The sequence below is a fragment of the Christiangramia sp. genome (assembly GCF_029937855.1).
Taxonomy (GTDB): Bacteria; Bacteroidota; Bacteroidia; order Flavobacteriales; family Flavobacteriaceae; genus Christiangramia.
Genome location: NZ_JAPYPC010000020.1, coordinates 19,478 through 35,702 on the forward strand (window position 1 = coordinate 19,478; position 16,225 = coordinate 35,702).

Consider the following 16,225-nt stretch of genomic DNA (forward strand, 5'->3'; position numbering starts at 1 on the left):
CGGGAATAGAAGGAATGTTAATGTTTCTTATATTGCGCGTCCGTTTTTTTACAAATTGCTTAAATTTAATAAGAATAATTTTTAAAATCATAAAAACCTTCCATGTATCAAACTAAAATTGCAGGATTAGGAAAATTTGTACCCGAAAATATTGTTACCAATGACGATCTGTCTAAAATGATGGACACCAATGATGAGTGGATTATAGAACGAACCGGGATTAGGGAACGCAGGCATATCAAGAAAGGAGATGGTAATACTACGGCCAGCATGGGAGTAAAAGCTGCAAAGATAGCTTTAGAAAGATCGGGTATTTCAAAAGATGATATAGATTTAATAGTATTCGCGACTTTAAGTCCCGATTATTATTTTCCCGGATGTGGTGTGCAGGTGCAGGAAATGCTTGAGATAGATACCTGTCCCGCCCTGGATGTACGTAACCAGTGTAGCGGATTTATCTATGCCATTTCTGTAGCAGATCAATTTATAAAAACCGGGATGTATAAAAATGTTCTGGTAATTGGAAGTGAAAACCATAGTGGCGGACTGGATTTTAGCACCAGGGGTCGTTCGGTTTCTGTGATCTTCGGAGATGGTGCGGGAGCGGCGGTGCTTACCAGAAGTGACCATAACGGGCAGGGTATACTTTCTACCCATTTACATTCTGAAGGGAAACATGCTTTGGAATTATCCTTAAAAGGTCCCAGTACTAATTATTGGGTGCCAGAAATCATTGCAGATAATCCGCAGGGTGATGATATTCCTTATTATCCATACATGAATGGGCAGTTTGTCTTTAAAAATGCCATTCAGCGTTTTTCTGAAGTAATTAATGAAGGCTTAAAAGAAAACGGCCTGGAGGTTTCAGATATGGATATGTTGATCCCGCATCAGGCGAACCTCAGGATTTCGCAATTTGTTCAGCAAAAGTTTAAACTTTCAGACGATCAGGTATATAATAATATTCAGAAATATGGTAACACTACGGCCGCCTCTATTCCTATTGCGCTAACTGAAGCCTGGGAAGAAGGTAAGATCAAAGATGAAGATGTAGTCGTGTTGGCTGCTTTTGGTAGTGGATTTACCTGGGGGAGCGCTATTATAAAATGGTAAAAAATAAAGTCAGTCTAAAAAGATATGTTTTCACTTTCTAGGCAAGTGATGTCTGAGAGAAATTTTAAAGAACGACCCTGAACGCGGTATTTTTAATAGTTAAAAGGATTTTACTACTTTCTATACCCTGCTTTTACAAATGGTTGAATTGTGGCATTCACTGAAAAACACAATTTCAAACGTACTTTGTTTATCAGTTAGTTAAGTTCAGGCCTAACTTCTTATATCTAAAAGCGAAGCGGTCTAGTCTCTTTACCCGGACTTTAATTTTTTTAGACAGCTTTTTTATATTCCTTTAAAATATTTATAGAGATCATAAATGCCGAAAATTATAAAACCTATAGCCAAGATAATCCCGAAGGTATCAGCTTCATCAAGTTGAGATTTCTGATAAAGCCTGAAGCTTCCATATCCCAAAAAAACAATCCCCAATACTAAGTTCCAGATATTCTTTTGCGGTTGAGGTTCTTCTTCGTTAATTTCCTGATTACTCATCTGTAAAATCTTTTGGGAACGTGGTCATGGCAATTTTTAAAGCTTCCTCGTAATCCTTTTTTAGAACGAATAATAAAACCTGCCCGGGTGTAGATCCAAAACCTGCGCGGAGACTTGATTCGAAATCATTCCGGACTCTGAAAGTTATTCCCGCTTCTTCATATAGTTCCTGAAGGTATTGGACATTCGTTTCAGGACCTGTATAAACTCTTTTATAGCTTTGTTCGTCACTCATAATTGTTAGTTTAGCTAACTAAATTACAAATAAGCAGCTGTCTCTTGCAATAATTTAGTCTGAAATTAACTTATGCATTATAAAATTTACTGTTCCAAATTTCAGTGCTAAAATTTTTGCCCATTTTAAAGCCATAAAAAATTGAAAGTCCCGCAAACCATTTGAATATAAAGAAGAATATCATTAAAAATTGAGTTGTAGACTGTTGCGGAGAGAATAAGCCTTCAGGAATAAATAAGGCAGTTAAAAAACTTGTAACCAGCAAAAAGGAAACAAAGTTTTCCAAAGTTTTAAATGGCCACATCATTATCTTTCTTAAAGGATGAAGATCATTTCCCCATTTATGTACAAGATAATAGTAATTGTTACCTATAGGCACAAAAAGTAACGGGTCATCTGCATTTTCCAGCTTAAAAAGTTTAGAAGGGGCGATAATTTTAAAGCCTCTAAGACTGGTGTTATGAGCTTTTTCAAGCTTCTTAATTTCCATGAGAGCCTCATATGGAATCTCAGCTTTGAAAAAGCGAGAGTCAAGAAATCTTAATCTATAGGTTACACATATATTATAAATATCGTCCAGGTGAAATATTCGATTGGTTTCCAGGAGATCTGGATCAAAATTATTTCTACTGATGTTTTTACCCTGGTTTAATTCCTTCTGAATAACTTCATCCCGAATATCCAGTTGATCTAAAATGGAATGAACATCGTTTAATATTTTATTTTCAGTAAGGCTTTTATTTCGAACTTTAAGCAGTTGTTGTTCGATATTGGTGCGGGGAATTTTCAACTTCATGATCGTTTCTTTAGCTACACTAAATTAGACATTTATGCTCAAAATAGCAATGATCAAAACTTTAAAAAACATCTCCCCCTAATACCACAATTGTTAATTCTATCCCAATTGCATACTTTTTAAAAACCACGCAAGCCTCCTGCTCGTAATTTTCAGTATAAATAATCAAACTATAATTATGAAAAATCTGAGATTTTTAACTGTTTTAAGTATGTTTCTTTTTGTGGGAACAGTAGCATTTGGTCAAAATGGAATGGCTAAAACTAAAATGGTAGGAGGTGCAGAAATGTATCCCACTAAAAATATTGTTGAGAACGCTGTGAATTCTAAAGATCACACCACACTGGTAGCTGCCGTTAAAGCGGCAGAATTGGTAGAGGTTCTTCAAAGTGATGGTCCTTTCACAGTTTTCGCTCCAACTAATGCTGCTTTTGAAGCACTTCCAGAAGGAACGGTAGAAACTTTATTGAAAAAGGAAAACCAGAAAAAATTACAAACGGTATTGACCTACCATGTATTGACCGGAAATTATAAAGCAGCAGAAATTGTGGCCGCTATAAATAAAGGTAAGGGAAAAGCGACTTTCAAAACGGTAAGTGGAGGAGAAGTTACAGCAATGTTAGATGGCGAAAAAGTAAAGCTTAAAGATGCGGCTGGAAACGTTGCAACGGTAACTATCGCTGATGTAAATCAGTCTAACGGAGTAATTCACGTAATAGATACGGTTCTTTTACCAGGAAAATAAGAACATTTGTGAATAGAATTTAGGAAAAGCGGCTCTTTGCCGCTTTTTCCGTTAAATAAAAGTCAAATAACCCGGGGTTTCTTTTTTATTGCCAGGTTAGAGGTTATTTTGTCTAAAATGAAAAAATTTAAAGCTATGAAATTTATAAAAGTAAATATTTTACTTATAATAACCATTTTAATGGCCTCTTGTGGATCCAGTGGGCCAACAGTTAAGGATGATGTAAAAAAATTAAAATCCTACGACACCTATGCCTATTTACCTAATAATGATACTATTATAAGCAGGGATTATGATAATGATGCAATTAACCAAACGATCATTGAAACCATTAACGCAAACATGCGTGAGAATGGCTTTAGCCTGGATAAGCGTTTGCCAGATGTTTTATTGTATGTTCACCCTATGTTTGATGAGAAGGTCTCGGTAAATGCAAATCCCGTGTATACCAATTATTCATATTATCGTCCCGGTATTTATGTAGGTCCTTATTACAGGGATTTTATGTATGACAATTATTTTACCATTCAACGTATTAATGGCCCAAGAGTAGATCAGGTGCCTTATAAGGAAAGATCTATTGTAATAGATTTTATAGACAGAAGGTCTAATGAGATTTTATGGAGGGGTACTCTAGACGAAACGATCGGAACCAGAAGACTGGAACGTGAAACCAGAGAATATATTGACGATATTTTTAAAGAACTATTTTAAAGTTATTATAACTTTAGCAATAGAAAAACCGTGTGAAATTTCACACGGTTTTTTTTATCTTAATTCAGCATTAAGTTCTTTTTCAAATCTATGCTGAAGTTTTTTCATCATTTTATCTACCTGTTTATCGGTAAGGGTTTTATTCTCATCCTGAAAAATAAAACTAACAGCATAACTCTTTTTGCCTTCCGGGAGGTTCTTACCTTCGTAAACATCAAATAGATTTACATTGGTAAGCATTTTCTTTTCGGTTTGCCTGGCAATTTGTTTAATCTCATCATAACTAACAGATTGATCTAAGAGCAGGGCAAAATCCCTTCTTACACTTGGATGCTTAGGAATAGAAGTAAAGTTTATTTTTTGTTGCCTGGTCATTTCAAGCACTTCATCCCAATTAAAGTCTGTATAAATTACTTCCTGTTCAATATCAAACTTTTTTAACAGGGATTTTTTTACCACTCCAAATTCTACAAGTTTAGCTTTGGAACTACTCAATTGTAATCCTTCGGAAAAAATATCAGACTTTACCGTTTTAGTTTTCAATCCACGGATTCCCAGTTTTTCAAAAATTGAATTTATCGTTCCCTTTAGAAAAAAGAAGTTTCCATTTTCAGGAATGCTATTCCAGCTTTCCGCCATTCTTTCACCTGAAATAAATAAAGAAAGATGTTTGTTTTCCTCTCTTCCACTTACATAAGAATGGTATGTCTTCCCAAATTCAAAGATTTTGATATTATTCCTTTTTCTATTCAGGTTATAACTAATCGCTTCCAGCCCTGAAAATATCATGCTTTGCCGTAACACTGAAAGATCCTGACTCAAGGGGTTGAGCATTTCAACCTGATATTCCTCTTTTAACTCTTCACTTAAATTATTATAAGCGGCCGTGGTAAGAGAATTGGCCATTGTTTCGTAGAATCCCTGAGCAGTTAATTGAGTTGCAATTAGATTCTGAATCTTATAATCTTCATATTTTGATGAATTTGCCACAGAAAGACTAAGCTTATCACCAATTTTTATGTTGTTATATCCATAAACCCTTAGAATTTCCTCTATAACATCAGATTCACGCTGAACATCTACCCTGTAGGAAGGGATGGTAAGACCCATTCCTGTTTCAGTAATATTATTCACTCGAATTTCCAGGGAAGCCAGAATAGATTTAATGGTTTCTTCTTCCAGATTTTCACCAATAAGCTTGTTTACTTTTTCGAAGGTGAGAAAAACCTGAAAATCCTCAATTTTTTTAAAATATAGATCGTCAATGTCACTTGTAATCTCGCCACCGGCAATTTCTTTTATTAAAAGCGCTGCACGTTTCAGGGCAAATTCTACCGAATTTATATCGATACCTCTTTCAAACCTAAAAGAAGCGTCTGTATTTATTGCATGTCTTTTTGCTGTTTTACGAACGCTAACAGGATTAAAATAAGCGCTTTCCAGGAACACATTTGTAGTGTCTTCAGTAACTCCGCTTCCTATACCACCAAATACTCCTGCAATACCCAGAGGTTTTTCAGCGTCGCAGATCATAAGGTCTTCTTCATGCAATTCCCTTTCAATATCATCTAAAGTAGTAAACTTTGTTCCTGCTTTTAGGGTCTTAACGTTTATTTCATTGCCGGCAATTTTACCTGCATCAAAGGCGTGAAGGGGTTGTCCCAGTTCATGCATTACATAATTTGTCGCGTCCACGACATTATTTTTTGGTGTAAGACCAATCGCCTTTAATCTATTTTGAAGCCATTTTGGAGATTCTCCTACTTTAATGTCAGATAAAGTAACTCCGCAATATCTCGGAGCCAGGTTAGAATCTTCCACTTTAATTTGGATTTTGAGACTACGGCTGTCCACATGAAAACTACTTACCGAAGGGGTGATCAATTCCAGGTGTTTTCCCATTTGCTGGTAACCAGCCTTTAGATCCCTGGCCACGCCCCAATGGCTCATCGCATCGGCCCTATTAGGTGTGAGTCCAATTTCAAAGATCTCGTCATTCTCTACTTCAAAAATATCTGCCACTTTAGTTCCAGGCAGCAGTTCATCATTCATGATCATAATGCCTTCATGGCTCTGGCCAAGGCCTAATTCTTTTTCTGAACAGATCATTCCATAACTAGCTTCACCACGAATCTTCCCTTTCTTAATTTCCCAGGATTCTCCCTTTTCATCATAAAGTACAGTTCCAATGGTCGCCACAGGTACTTTTTGTCCGGCGCCAATGTTGGGCGCACCGCAAACTATTTGCACCTCTTCGCCATTACCAAGATTTATTTTGGTTAATTTTAGCCTGTCTGCATTAGGATGTGACTCACAGCTTAAAACATGACCAACCACAACACCATCGAGGCCACCCTTCACACTTTGAAATGCAGAAATACCTTCAACTTCAAGCCCAAGGTCGGTTAGTAGCTCACCTGTTTTTTGAGCGCTTTCAGGTAATTTAATAAACTGTTTCAGCCAGTTATATGAAATCTTCATGAATAATCTTTTTCAGGCAGCAAAGATAGTATTACGAATGGTTTTGTCATAATCTGAAAAATAATTTTGTTTAGAGTATATCCATACAAAAAGGCTGGCTAAAAAGAATCCGTTTATTGGCGTTACAAGGTTTGATGTAATCTCTGTTTCCATCTGAGGTTAAGATTACTTTCCTGAATTTGTAATGATGCCGAATTTATTTTTTAGACAGCCTTTTTATTTACTATGAGATCTTGAAAATTAATCTTTCTTCTTTAAATTCATAGCGCTAACTTTTTCCCATCCCGAATCCTTTGAATTATAGGTAATCCACTCCACCTGATCAGAATTTTTCTTAATATCATGTTTTAGTTTTACCTCTTCATCATTTTCATTTATATAGTTTTCCATAAGTTCGTAATGATCTGGAGATACTTCAGTTACCTGAATTTTTGAGGTTCTTATCCCAATAGGCTGATTCTTCCTCATAAAAGCCACGTCAAATTCATCATTGGCAGGATTGTATACCATCACTCTTTTACAGCATGGTTTATCACCTGCTGTATCATGATCTACGATTAACATAGACCCTGCGGAATCAAAAGATATTTCATTAGAACTTTTTGAATTATTGGTTTCTTCTCCATTCTGAAAAACTTTAGTCTCATTATCCCAGTTTCCCACAAGAAAATTCAGCTGTTTGTCCTTGTTGTTCATAATGGCCATTTTAGCTTTTCCGGCTTCGATGATGAGGTCGTCCTGCTCGTGTTCATGTTTTTCAGCAATTGCTAATGATTTTTCAATGTACTTGATAGCCTCTTCATGTTTACCCATTTCTAAAAGGACATCAGAATACGAATCATAAGGATTTGCTTCATCAGGATATTCCTCGATTTGAGCTTTCAGAATAATTTCAGCAGCTTTTAAATCTTCGTCTTCCTGCATTAAGCGATAGCCTAACATATTTAAGGGTTCCGCCATTCCTTCATATTCCTTATTTGGATTATTCTTTTCATATACCTTTAGTGCTTCTTTAGCACCATTAGTTTTATAAGCATTATAAAGACTTTCCATCATATCTCCCTGAGCGTCCTTTTGCGCCAGAAGCGAGGTAGTGAAGCATAGTATCAATAAGCAAATGCTCCATCGTAATTTAATTAATGCACCCATAATTTCTATTTTTTAAGAATTAATATTCAGAAGTTATTCGGGGGGCAAAAGCAAAGAGATCTGGAAGCCGAAATTAAAATATGCCGGGCTAAACCGGAAGATATGGGGAGTTAGACAAATATAAATAAAAACATTTTAAGTAGCTGTATATCAATAAATAAAATAATATTCTCCAGGATGATATAAAATGAAATTTCGGAAAAGCTGATCTTTCTAATTCAGCTTATATAATTCCAGATCGTTTTATTTTTAACCAGTCGGGAATAGGCATTTTTTACCATGATATTTTTATCCTGGGAAAGATTTGGATCTTCCTTTAAAATTTTTGCAGCATAATACCTGGCCGATTTAAGTATGGAATTATCTTTAACGATATCAGCAATCTTTAAGTTTAGTACTCCGCTTTGCTGAGTTCCCATAAGATCACCGGGACCTCGCAGCTTCAGGTCTACTTCGGCAATCTCAAATCCATCATTGGTGGAGGTCATGGTTTCCAGCCTGGTTTTGCTGTCGTTGGCGAGTTTATGGCCGGTCATTAAGATACAAAAGCTCTGTTCAGCACCACGACCTACTCTTCCCCGTAATTGATGTAATTGGGATAATCCGAACCTTTCAGCACTTTCAATGATCATCACACTGGCATTTGGAATATTTACTCCAACCTCAATAACAGTTGTTGCTACCATTATCTGTGTTTCAGCTCTTACAAAGCGATCCATTTCATAATCTTTATCGGCTGGTTTCATCTGGCCATGAACTATGGAAATTTGAAAATCAGGAAATTCACGGGCAATACTTTCGTAACCATCCATGAGGTCTTTATAGTCCATTTTTTCAGACTCCTGAATTAAGGGATACACCACATAAATCTGTCTTCCTTTTTCAATCTCCTCCCTGATAAAACGAAATACTTTAAGCCGATTGCTATCGAATCTATGTACAGTTTTAACAGGTTTTCTTCCCGGTGGCAGCTCATCTATAACTGAAATATCCAAGTCTCCGTATAAACTCATGGCGAGCGTACGCGGAATAGGCGTGGCGGTCATCACCAAAATATGCGGCGGAATATGATTTTTCTTCCATAATTTCGCCCGCTGTGCTACTCCAAACCTGTGCTGTTCATCTATTACAGCCAATCCAAGGTTCTTAAATTTTACTTTATCTTCCAGTAGAGCATGAGTACCAATCAATATATCAATCTCACCATTTTCCAGTTTTTCGTGAATTTCCCTCCTTTTTGCGGTTTTAGTAGAGCCGGTAAGAAGATATATTTGAATGTTCAAATCTTTGCAAAGGTCGAGCAGGCCATTATAATGCTGTATGGATAAAATTTCTGTTGGAGCCATTAAACAGGCCTGAAAACCATTGTCCAGAGCGATAAGCATAGACATTAGCGCGACGATCGTTTTTCCTGAACCAACATCTCCCTGCAACAGTCGATTCATTTGCGCGCCACTTCCCATATCGGCACGAATTTCTTTGATCACCCGTTTCTGGGCACCGGTGAGTTCAAAAGGAAGATGCTCCTGGTAGAAATTATTAAAATGATTTCCTATCTGGTCAAAATTGAATCCTTTGATCTTCTGTTTGTGCAGCATATTCTTCCGAAGAAGCTGTAGTTGAATAAAGAAAAGCTCTTCAAATTTTAATCTGAATTGCGCTTTTGCCAATAATTCCTGGTTTTTAGGGAAATGAATATTAAAGAGTGCTTCCGCTTTTGGAATTAGCGTTAATTCCTCAATCAGTTCTTTGTTGAGGCTTTCAGAAAATTTTAATCCGGTTTGCTGAAGAACTTCCTGCATCAATTTCATGATAACACGGTTGGTAATCCCTTTCTTTAGCAGCATTTCTGTGGAAGGATAAACCGGTTGCATGGCAGTTCTCAGGTTCTTTTTATAATCTGCTACCAGTTCCATCTCGGGATGAGGCATACTAAAAGTGCCATTGTACCAATTGGTTTTTCCAAAGATTACATAAGGCGTGTTCAATTTAAGGTTTTCACGTATCCATTTATGGCCGCGAAACCAGATAAGTTCCATCTTTCCTGTATCATCTATAAAATCTGCTACAAGACGTTTGCCCCTTTTTTGTTCTACAGTTTTTAAATGTACGATCTTACCAACGATTTGAACTTCAGAAGAATTTCGCTGTAGCTGGTTTATTTTGTAAAAGCCTGTCTTGTCTATATACCGGTTAGGAAAGAAATTGATCAGATCTCTGTAATACTGAATATTGAGCTCTTTCTTCAAGACTTCGGCACGATTGGGGCCAACGCCTTTTAAGTACTCAATAGGGGTTTGCAGCAGATTCTGGATCATAAAACGAAGATATTAAAAGCGTTTGATTTTTGAATAGCCACTATAAGCAGAAGATGTTTAAACTCCAATATTTATGTAATAAGTTCCAATTTTGTATTTTGCAGAAGTTATTTTTCATATCTACATGCAAAAAATACTTGCTTTCCTGTTTATCCTCAGTTCAGTTACTTTAATGGCTCAGGAAAACAAAATTCCTCAAACTGAAAAGTTCGATTTTAAGAATCTTGATGCTTATATACAAATTTTACCTTCCATTCAACGTGTGGAAGGAAAAGTTGATTATACTTTCGACGTACTGGCACAGGAAGATACGTTGCGTATAGATGGCAGAAATATGGAATTTATCGATGTTTTTCTTGACGAGCAACCGGTCGAATTTTATTCTGATGAACATAGAATTTATATACTTTTCGATTTTTTACCGGCAAAAAACAAGAAACTGACTTTTAATTACGAGGTAAAGCCGACTTCCGGAATGTATTTTATCAATTGGGATTTGTCGCAAAACGAGGAAGCAAAAAAACAGGTTTGGACGCAGGGCCAGGGAAAATATACTTCTACCTGGCTACCCAGTTTTGATGATATGACTGAAAAGGTGGAGTTTGATCTCAGTTTTGAATTTCCCAGGGATTATCAGCTCATAGCGAATGGCGCATTAAAAACTGTGAAAGAAACCGACAGTACGAGAATTTGGAAATTTGATATGACGGTTCCTATGAGTAGTTATCTGGTGGGAATGGCGGCAGGAAATTATAAATCTAAAAGACTGACTTCTTCAAGCGGCGACGAAATTCAGCTTTATTATAATCCGGAGGATTCCTTATTGTTTGAGCCTACCTATAGATATTCTGTGGAAATTTTTGATTTTTTAGAGCAGGAAATTGGCATGCCTTATCCATGGCAAAATTACAAGCAAGTTCCGGTGATGGACTTTTTACACGGTGGTATGGAAAATACGGGTGCAACTATTTTTTCAGCCAGCTTCCTAACCGATTCCATAGGATTCAAAGACAGGAACTATGTAAATGTAAATGCGCATGAACTGGCACATCAATGGTTTGGTAACCTCGTAACTGCAACGAATGGAAAACATCACTGGCTACATGAAGGCTTTGCCACCTATTATGCTTTACTGGCAGAAAAGGCAATTTTTGGAGAGGATTATTACTATTGGAAACTTTATGAAACTGCGGAAAAGCTGAAGGAATTAAGTGATTCAGGAAAAGGAGAGTCGCTGATGAATCCGAAGGCTAGCTCCCTGACTTTTTATCAAAAAGGAGCCTGGGCGTTGCACATTTTAAGGGAAAGAGTAGGCGATGAAGCTTTTAGGAATGGTATTAAAAATTATTTAAAACTTTATAGCTTTAGAAATGTGGAGACCGATAATTTCATTGCGGAAATGGAAAAAGCTTCGGGCATGGATCTTTCACAGTACGTAAAAGACTGGCTGGAGCAATCTGCTTTTAAAGCCACCCAATCTTTGGAGTCTTTAAGAAAATCTGAATTTATAGTAAATTATTTGAATATCGCTGCTCTCAGGGAAACTTCGCTGGAACAAAAATTCCAGTTTTTAGAAGATGCACTGGATTTCCCGGTAAATGATTATATAGGCCAGGAAGCAGTGAATCAATTGGCCGGACTTCAGTCTGAATCGGCTTTTAAGCTTTATAAAAAGGCTTTTGAAACCAATAATATTTTCGTGCGTCAGGCTATTGCTCTCACTATGAAGAAAATTCCGGAATCTCTAAAACCGGAGTTTGAATCTTTACTTCAAGACGAATCTTACCTTAGCATTGAAGCCGCGTTATTTAAACTATGGGAGCAATTTCCGGCAGAAAGGAAAAAATACCTGGAAGAAACCAGGAATTTAGAGGGTTTTTATAATAAGAATATCAGGATGCTATGGTTAACTTTAAATCTGGTGACTCCGGAATTTGAACCGAACCACACTCAGGATTATTATGAAGAACTGGCCGGTTATACAGCCGCCTGGCAACCTTTTCAGTTAAGGGAAAATGCCTTTAGTTATTTGTATCAGCTTGGAGCCTTCAATCCTGAAAGCCTGGAGAGTTTGATCAAAGGAACCCGGCATCATATCTATGGTTTTCGGAATTATTGCAGGGAATTATTAAATGAACTTCTTAAGAATGAAGAATATCGGCAGCAACTAGTTGAAATTTCAGAGAATATGACCGCGGAGGAAACCTCTTATTTGAGATCTAAAATAAACCGATAATATGCGAGCTCTTGTAATTTCTGGAGGTGGCAGCAAAGGAGTATTTGCCGGTGGTGTGGCTCAATATCTCACTGCGGAACTAAAAAGAGACTATGACCTTTTAATAGGAACTTCTACTGGAAGTTTGTTACTCGCTCACATGGCATTAGGAAAGGCTGGGAAAGTTAAAAAGGTTTTTACTTCGGTAAACCAGTCCAGTATTTTCAGTAACCGTCCCTTTCAGATTAAAAAGAAGCATGGTTATGAAAATATCACCATTGACCATTTTAATGTATTTCTCAATTTTTTAAAAGGAAAAAAGACCTTTGGTGAAAGTCTGAATCTCAAAAAACTGATCAAAAACACTTTTACAAAAGAAGAATTTGAAGAACTAAAGGCAGGTTCAACAGAAATTGTGGTGACCGTATCTAACCTATCCCTAAATGAAGTAGAATATAAATCTATTCGGGATTATGAGTATGAAGATTTTTTAGAATGGATCTGGATTTCCTGCAATTATACCCCATTTATGAGCCTGGTAAAAAAGAATGGATGTGAATATGCCGATGGTGGCCTGGGATCCATGGTTCCAATAGAAGAAGCCATTAAAAGAGGTGCTACAGAGGTAGACGCTATTATCTTACAAACAGAAGTGACCTATTTTAACAGAATGCCTTCAAAAAACGTCTTCTCTTTAATCACCAATCTATTTGCTTTTATGCTGGACAGGATCGAAACGCAAAATATCAAGATCGGAAAGTTTTCAGCTGCTAATAAAGATGCTATTCTCAATTTTTACTACACTCCCACCATATTGACTACTAATTCCCTTATTTTTGATAAGGAGAAGATGAAATTATGGTGGGAGAGTGGTTATGAATTTGCCCAGCATAGAAATAAAGAATTAAACCAAATTGAACCTTAATGCGAGCATTGGTAATATCTGGTGGAGGAAGCAAGGGAGCCTTTGCCGGTGGCGTAGCACAATATTTAATTCAGGAGAAGAATAGAAATTATGATCTGTTTTTGGGTACTTCCACAGGTAGCCTTTTAATACCTCACCTGGCGGCAGGAAATATTCAGAAGGTATATGATATTTATACTAACGTAAATCAACGTACGATCTTCAGCATCAATCCCTTTGTAGTAAAAAAGAAGGATGGGAGGGAATTTGTAACGATAAATTATTTAAATATGTTCTGGCAGTTTGTAAGGCAGCGTAGAACATTTGGAGAGAGTAAGGCATTAAGGCGAAATATCAGGAAGAATTTTTCTCATAAAGATTTCAATGATCTTAAAGGTAAAGTAAAAGATGTGGTGGTAACGGTTTCTAACCTCTCAAAAAACAGGGTGGAATATAAGTCTATCCATGATTTTGAATATGATGATTTTTGCGACTGGATCTGGATAAGCTGTAATTATATTCCATTTATGAGCCTTGCAAAAAAGGATGGATTTGAATATGCCGATGGAGGTTTGGGTTGTGTGGTGCCTATTAGGGAAGCGATAAAAAGAGGGGCTACTGAAGTGGATGCTATTATCCTTGAAGCTGAAAACATGGAATATAATAAGATCCTGGGGAAAAATCCATTTTCATTAATGGTGAACCTTTTTGGATTTTTGCTGGATCAGGTGGAATATCATGATATTGTAGAAGGAAAACTGGCTGCAATGAATAAAAAAGTGAAGTTGAATATCTATTATACACCTACAAAACTTACTGAAAACTCATTGGTCTTCAATAAAAAAGCAATGACAGAATGGTGGCAGCAGGGATATGAATATGCTGAGAAAATAGAGATGGAGAAAAAAGCAGCTAAATCTTCCTGGTTTAAGCTAGGCTTCTAACTTCCTTTTTAATGTAGGAAAGCGCAGCATCGGTTGGAGACTGTTTTTCCATTAAATTTTTCAGAATTATTTCCCGAAGTCCGTTTGCAGTGCTGATTTCTTCTTTGGCTACTGCATTTCTAATTAAAGTGATAGTTGCATTTTTGGCTGTTTTAATATAATCCCAGCATTCATTGCTAACATATATTTGCTGCGCAAGGTTATGCTCAAATTCCTGTTCGATATTGGCAATTAATAACGTAGCGTAGGAATCGGCATCTTCTGAAGTTGGCTGAACCCTGAACAATATTTTTCCGGGTGAAATTCTTTCAAGAAAAAGGGCTAGTCTTTCGTAAGCCTGGAACCGGATAGGTAAAGAAGTTTTTTGCTTTTCTCTAAGCAGCAGGAACCTTCTCCTGTTCTCTTCATTCTTTATATAGGAATGAAAAAAATAAAAAGAGATAAGTCCAACAACGGCTGCCGGTAAAATGGCATATAAAAAATCGAGAATTTCAGATTCGTTCATCAGAAAATAAAAATTTAATCTACGGTTTTTTTAAATTTTCGCAGATGTTCAAGGTAAAGGTTTTGGCCTAAATAATCACATTCCACCAACTCTCCTACAGGGCCGAAAGTACTTCATCTATATGGTATGAGAAAGCAGCAGCCAAAATTTTTGTGATATATTTAGTGCTGAGGTTGATTTGTTATCTACTTTATCCAAGAAGGAAAAAATGTATCAGATACTGCTAAATCCTTCCTTAGATGATGCTATTATGGCAATATTCCTGATGAAGTTACTAAGAAATCGAAGGTAATCTGCATGAGGAATACTGCCAGTATTTTGATTTTATTTATTCTGGTTTAAATAATCCAGGCTTAGTTGGGTCATAGCTTTCACACCCAGTAATAGTCCGCTTTCATCAATAAAGAAGTCTGGGGTGTGGTGCCTGGTGGGTTCTGCATTTGCTGGCATTCCTCCCAGGAAAAAATAAAATCCCGGTACTTCTTCCTGAAAGAAAGAGAAATCTTCACCTCCGGTAGTCGCTTTCATCAAATTCACATTTTCTTCCCCGGCAACTTCTTTAAGGCTCGGGAGCATCATTTCAGTAAGCGCGGGATCGTTATAAGTGATAGCGGTATTATTCTGAATTTCTATAGTGGCCTCACCCCCATACGCCGCGGCAATTGCAGGCACCATTTCCTTCATTCTGGAAAGAATAAGTTTCTTATTTTCAGGATCAAGGGTTCTAACTGTACCAATCATTTCAGCAGTTTCAGGAATTATATTGAACCTAACCCCGCTGGTGATCTTTCCTACGGTGATTACCGAAGCCGACTCTGTAAGCTCCGCATTCCGGCTAATAATGGTCTGAAGTCCGTCGATGATCTTAGCTGAAATAAGGATGGGATCCACTCCGCTCCAGGGGGCTGAACCGTGGGCCTGCTTTCCTTTTACGTTTATTACAAATCTTTCCACCGCAGCCATGGTGCCTTCAGGTTTATATTTAATAGTTCCTACCGGCGTCGCCGCATTAATATGTAGACCAAAAATTGCATCCACATCAGGATTTTTTAAAGCACCTTCTTTGATCATTAAAGCCGCACCTCCTTCTTCACCTGGTGGCGGTCCTTCTTCAGCAGGTTGAAAAATAAATTTTATTGTTCCGTTGATCTTATCCTTATGTTGGGAAAGGATCTCGGCCACGCCCATCAGGATGGCCGTATGGGTATCATGGCCGCAGGCATGCATTACTCCCGTTTTAGCACCGAGGAATTCGGTTTTCACTTCAGATTTAAATGGCAGGTCATTATTTTCAGTTACTGGCAGCGCGTCAATATCTGCTCTTAAAGCCAGTGTCTTGCCGGGTTTAGCACCTTTCAAAATCCCAACTACGCCGGTTTTGGCAATCCCGGTTTTCGTTTCAATACCCAGGGAATTGAGATGTGCAGCGATCTTTTCTGCAGTTTCAAATTCACGGTTGGAAAGTTCTGGATGCTCATGAAAATCTCTCCGCCATTCAATAACCTTGTCTTCAATATTTTTAAAAGCTTCAGAAGTAATGCTCTGCTGTGCCTGAGTGAGGAACGTAATTAACATTCCGGTAATTAAAAAGAGGTTCTTTATATTCATATT

At 37.2% G+C, this 16,225-nt stretch carries 14 protein-coding genes; 6 read left to right on the forward strand and 8 right to left on the reverse strand.

The annotated features are described in order from the left end of the window. The first annotated feature begins 102 nt into the window (after window positions 1-102). Window positions 103-1,113, forward strand: coding sequence for a beta-ketoacyl-ACP synthase III (locus Q1K34_RS11280; RefSeq protein ID WP_300438669.1), 1,011 nt, complete (start codon window positions 103-105; stop codon window positions 1,111-1,113). A 285-nt stretch (window positions 1,114-1,398) separates the two neighbouring features. Here Q1K34_RS11280 and Q1K34_RS11285 read toward each other — a convergent pair whose 3' ends face one another. From Q1K34_RS11285 to Q1K34_RS11295, 3 genes are all read right to left on the reverse strand, one after another. Further along, window positions 1,399-1,608, reverse strand: coding sequence for a hypothetical protein (locus Q1K34_RS11285; RefSeq protein ID WP_300438672.1), 210 nt, complete (start codon window positions 1,606-1,608; stop codon window positions 1,399-1,401). Continuing rightward, window positions 1,601-1,843, reverse strand: a complete 243-nt coding sequence (locus Q1K34_RS11290; RefSeq protein ID WP_300438674.1) for a DUF2007 domain-containing protein — start codon at window positions 1,841-1,843, stop codon at window positions 1,601-1,603. Before Q1K34_RS11290 ends, Q1K34_RS11285 begins: the two co-directional genes overlap by 8 nt. Before the next feature lie 70 nt (window positions 1,844-1,913). Beyond that, a complete protein-coding gene (locus Q1K34_RS11295) occupies window positions 1,914-2,639 on the reverse strand; it encodes a hypothetical protein (RefSeq protein ID WP_300438676.1) in 726 nt (241 codons plus the stop codon). 178 nt (window positions 2,640-2,817) lie between these two features. Here Q1K34_RS11295 and Q1K34_RS11300 point away from each other — a divergent pair, with 178 nt between their 5' ends. Next, window positions 2,818-3,384 carry a fasciclin domain-containing protein gene (locus tag Q1K34_RS11300; protein ID WP_300438679.1) on the forward strand — a complete coding sequence of 189 codons (567 nt, stop codon included), beginning with the start codon at window positions 2,818-2,820 and terminating at the stop codon, window positions 3,382-3,384. Between the two features lie 135 nt (window positions 3,385-3,519). Then, on the forward strand, window positions 3,520-4,098 hold the full coding sequence (locus Q1K34_RS11305) for a DUF4136 domain-containing protein (RefSeq protein WP_300438682.1): 579 nt from the start codon (window positions 3,520-3,522) through the stop codon (window positions 4,096-4,098). 54 nt (window positions 4,099-4,152) lie between these two features. On the opposite strand, the gene pheT is transcribed toward Q1K34_RS11305, so the two are convergent. The 3 genes from pheT to recG all read right to left on the reverse strand — a co-directional run bounded on the left by pheT (window position 4,153) and on the right by recG (window position 10,046). Beyond that, the gene (gene pheT / locus Q1K34_RS11310; RefSeq protein ID WP_300438685.1) at window positions 4,153-6,579 is read right to left on the reverse strand and encodes a phenylalanine--tRNA ligase subunit beta; all 2,427 of its coding nucleotides are present in this window, start codon (window positions 6,577-6,579) and stop codon (window positions 4,153-4,155) included. Between the two features lie 240 nt (window positions 6,580-6,819). After that, window positions 6,820-7,728: a tetratricopeptide repeat protein gene (locus Q1K34_RS11315; RefSeq protein ID WP_300438687.1), complete on the reverse strand. Its 909-nt coding sequence runs from the start codon at window positions 7,726-7,728 to the stop codon at window positions 6,820-6,822. Window positions 7,729-7,946: 218 nt separating this feature from the next. After that, window positions 7,947-10,046, reverse strand: a complete 2,100-nt coding sequence (gene recG / locus Q1K34_RS11320; protein WP_300438689.1) for an ATP-dependent DNA helicase RecG — start codon at window positions 10,044-10,046, stop codon at window positions 7,947-7,949. 124 nt (window positions 10,047-10,170) lie between these two features. Here recG and Q1K34_RS11325 point away from each other — a divergent pair, with 124 nt between their 5' ends. Genes Q1K34_RS11325 through Q1K34_RS11335 form a run of 3 tightly spaced genes read left to right on the forward strand, consistent with a single transcriptional unit; the run spans window position 10,171 to window position 14,109 of the window. After that, complete coding sequence (locus Q1K34_RS11325) at window positions 10,171-12,282, forward strand: M1 family metallopeptidase (RefSeq protein ID WP_300438691.1); 2,112 nt, start codon at window positions 10,171-10,173, stop codon at window positions 12,280-12,282. A 1-nt stretch (window position 12,283) separates the two neighbouring features. Beyond that, on the forward strand, window positions 12,284-13,186 hold the full coding sequence (locus Q1K34_RS11330; RefSeq protein ID WP_300438693.1) for a patatin-like phospholipase family protein: 903 nt from the start codon (window positions 12,284-12,286) through the stop codon (window positions 13,184-13,186). After that, window positions 13,186-14,109 (forward strand): patatin-like phospholipase family protein, encoded by a 924-nt coding sequence (locus Q1K34_RS11335; RefSeq protein WP_300438696.1) that lies wholly within the window; start codon window positions 13,186-13,188, stop codon window positions 14,107-14,109. Before Q1K34_RS11330 ends, Q1K34_RS11335 begins: the two co-directional genes overlap by 1 nt. On the opposite strand, the gene Q1K34_RS11340 is transcribed toward Q1K34_RS11335, so the two are convergent. Together Q1K34_RS11340 and Q1K34_RS11345 are read right to left on the reverse strand one after the other, a co-directional pair. After that, a complete protein-coding gene (locus tag Q1K34_RS11340) occupies window positions 14,093-14,614 on the reverse strand; it encodes a hypothetical protein (protein ID WP_300438699.1) in 522 nt (173 codons plus the stop codon). The genes Q1K34_RS11335 and Q1K34_RS11340 overlap by 17 nt on opposite strands. Before the next feature lie 324 nt (window positions 14,615-14,938). Continuing rightward, complete coding sequence (locus tag Q1K34_RS11345; protein WP_300438820.1) at window positions 14,939-16,189, reverse strand: amidohydrolase; 1,251 nt, start codon at window positions 16,187-16,189, stop codon at window positions 14,939-14,941. Window positions 16,190-16,225: the final 36 nt, after the last annotated feature.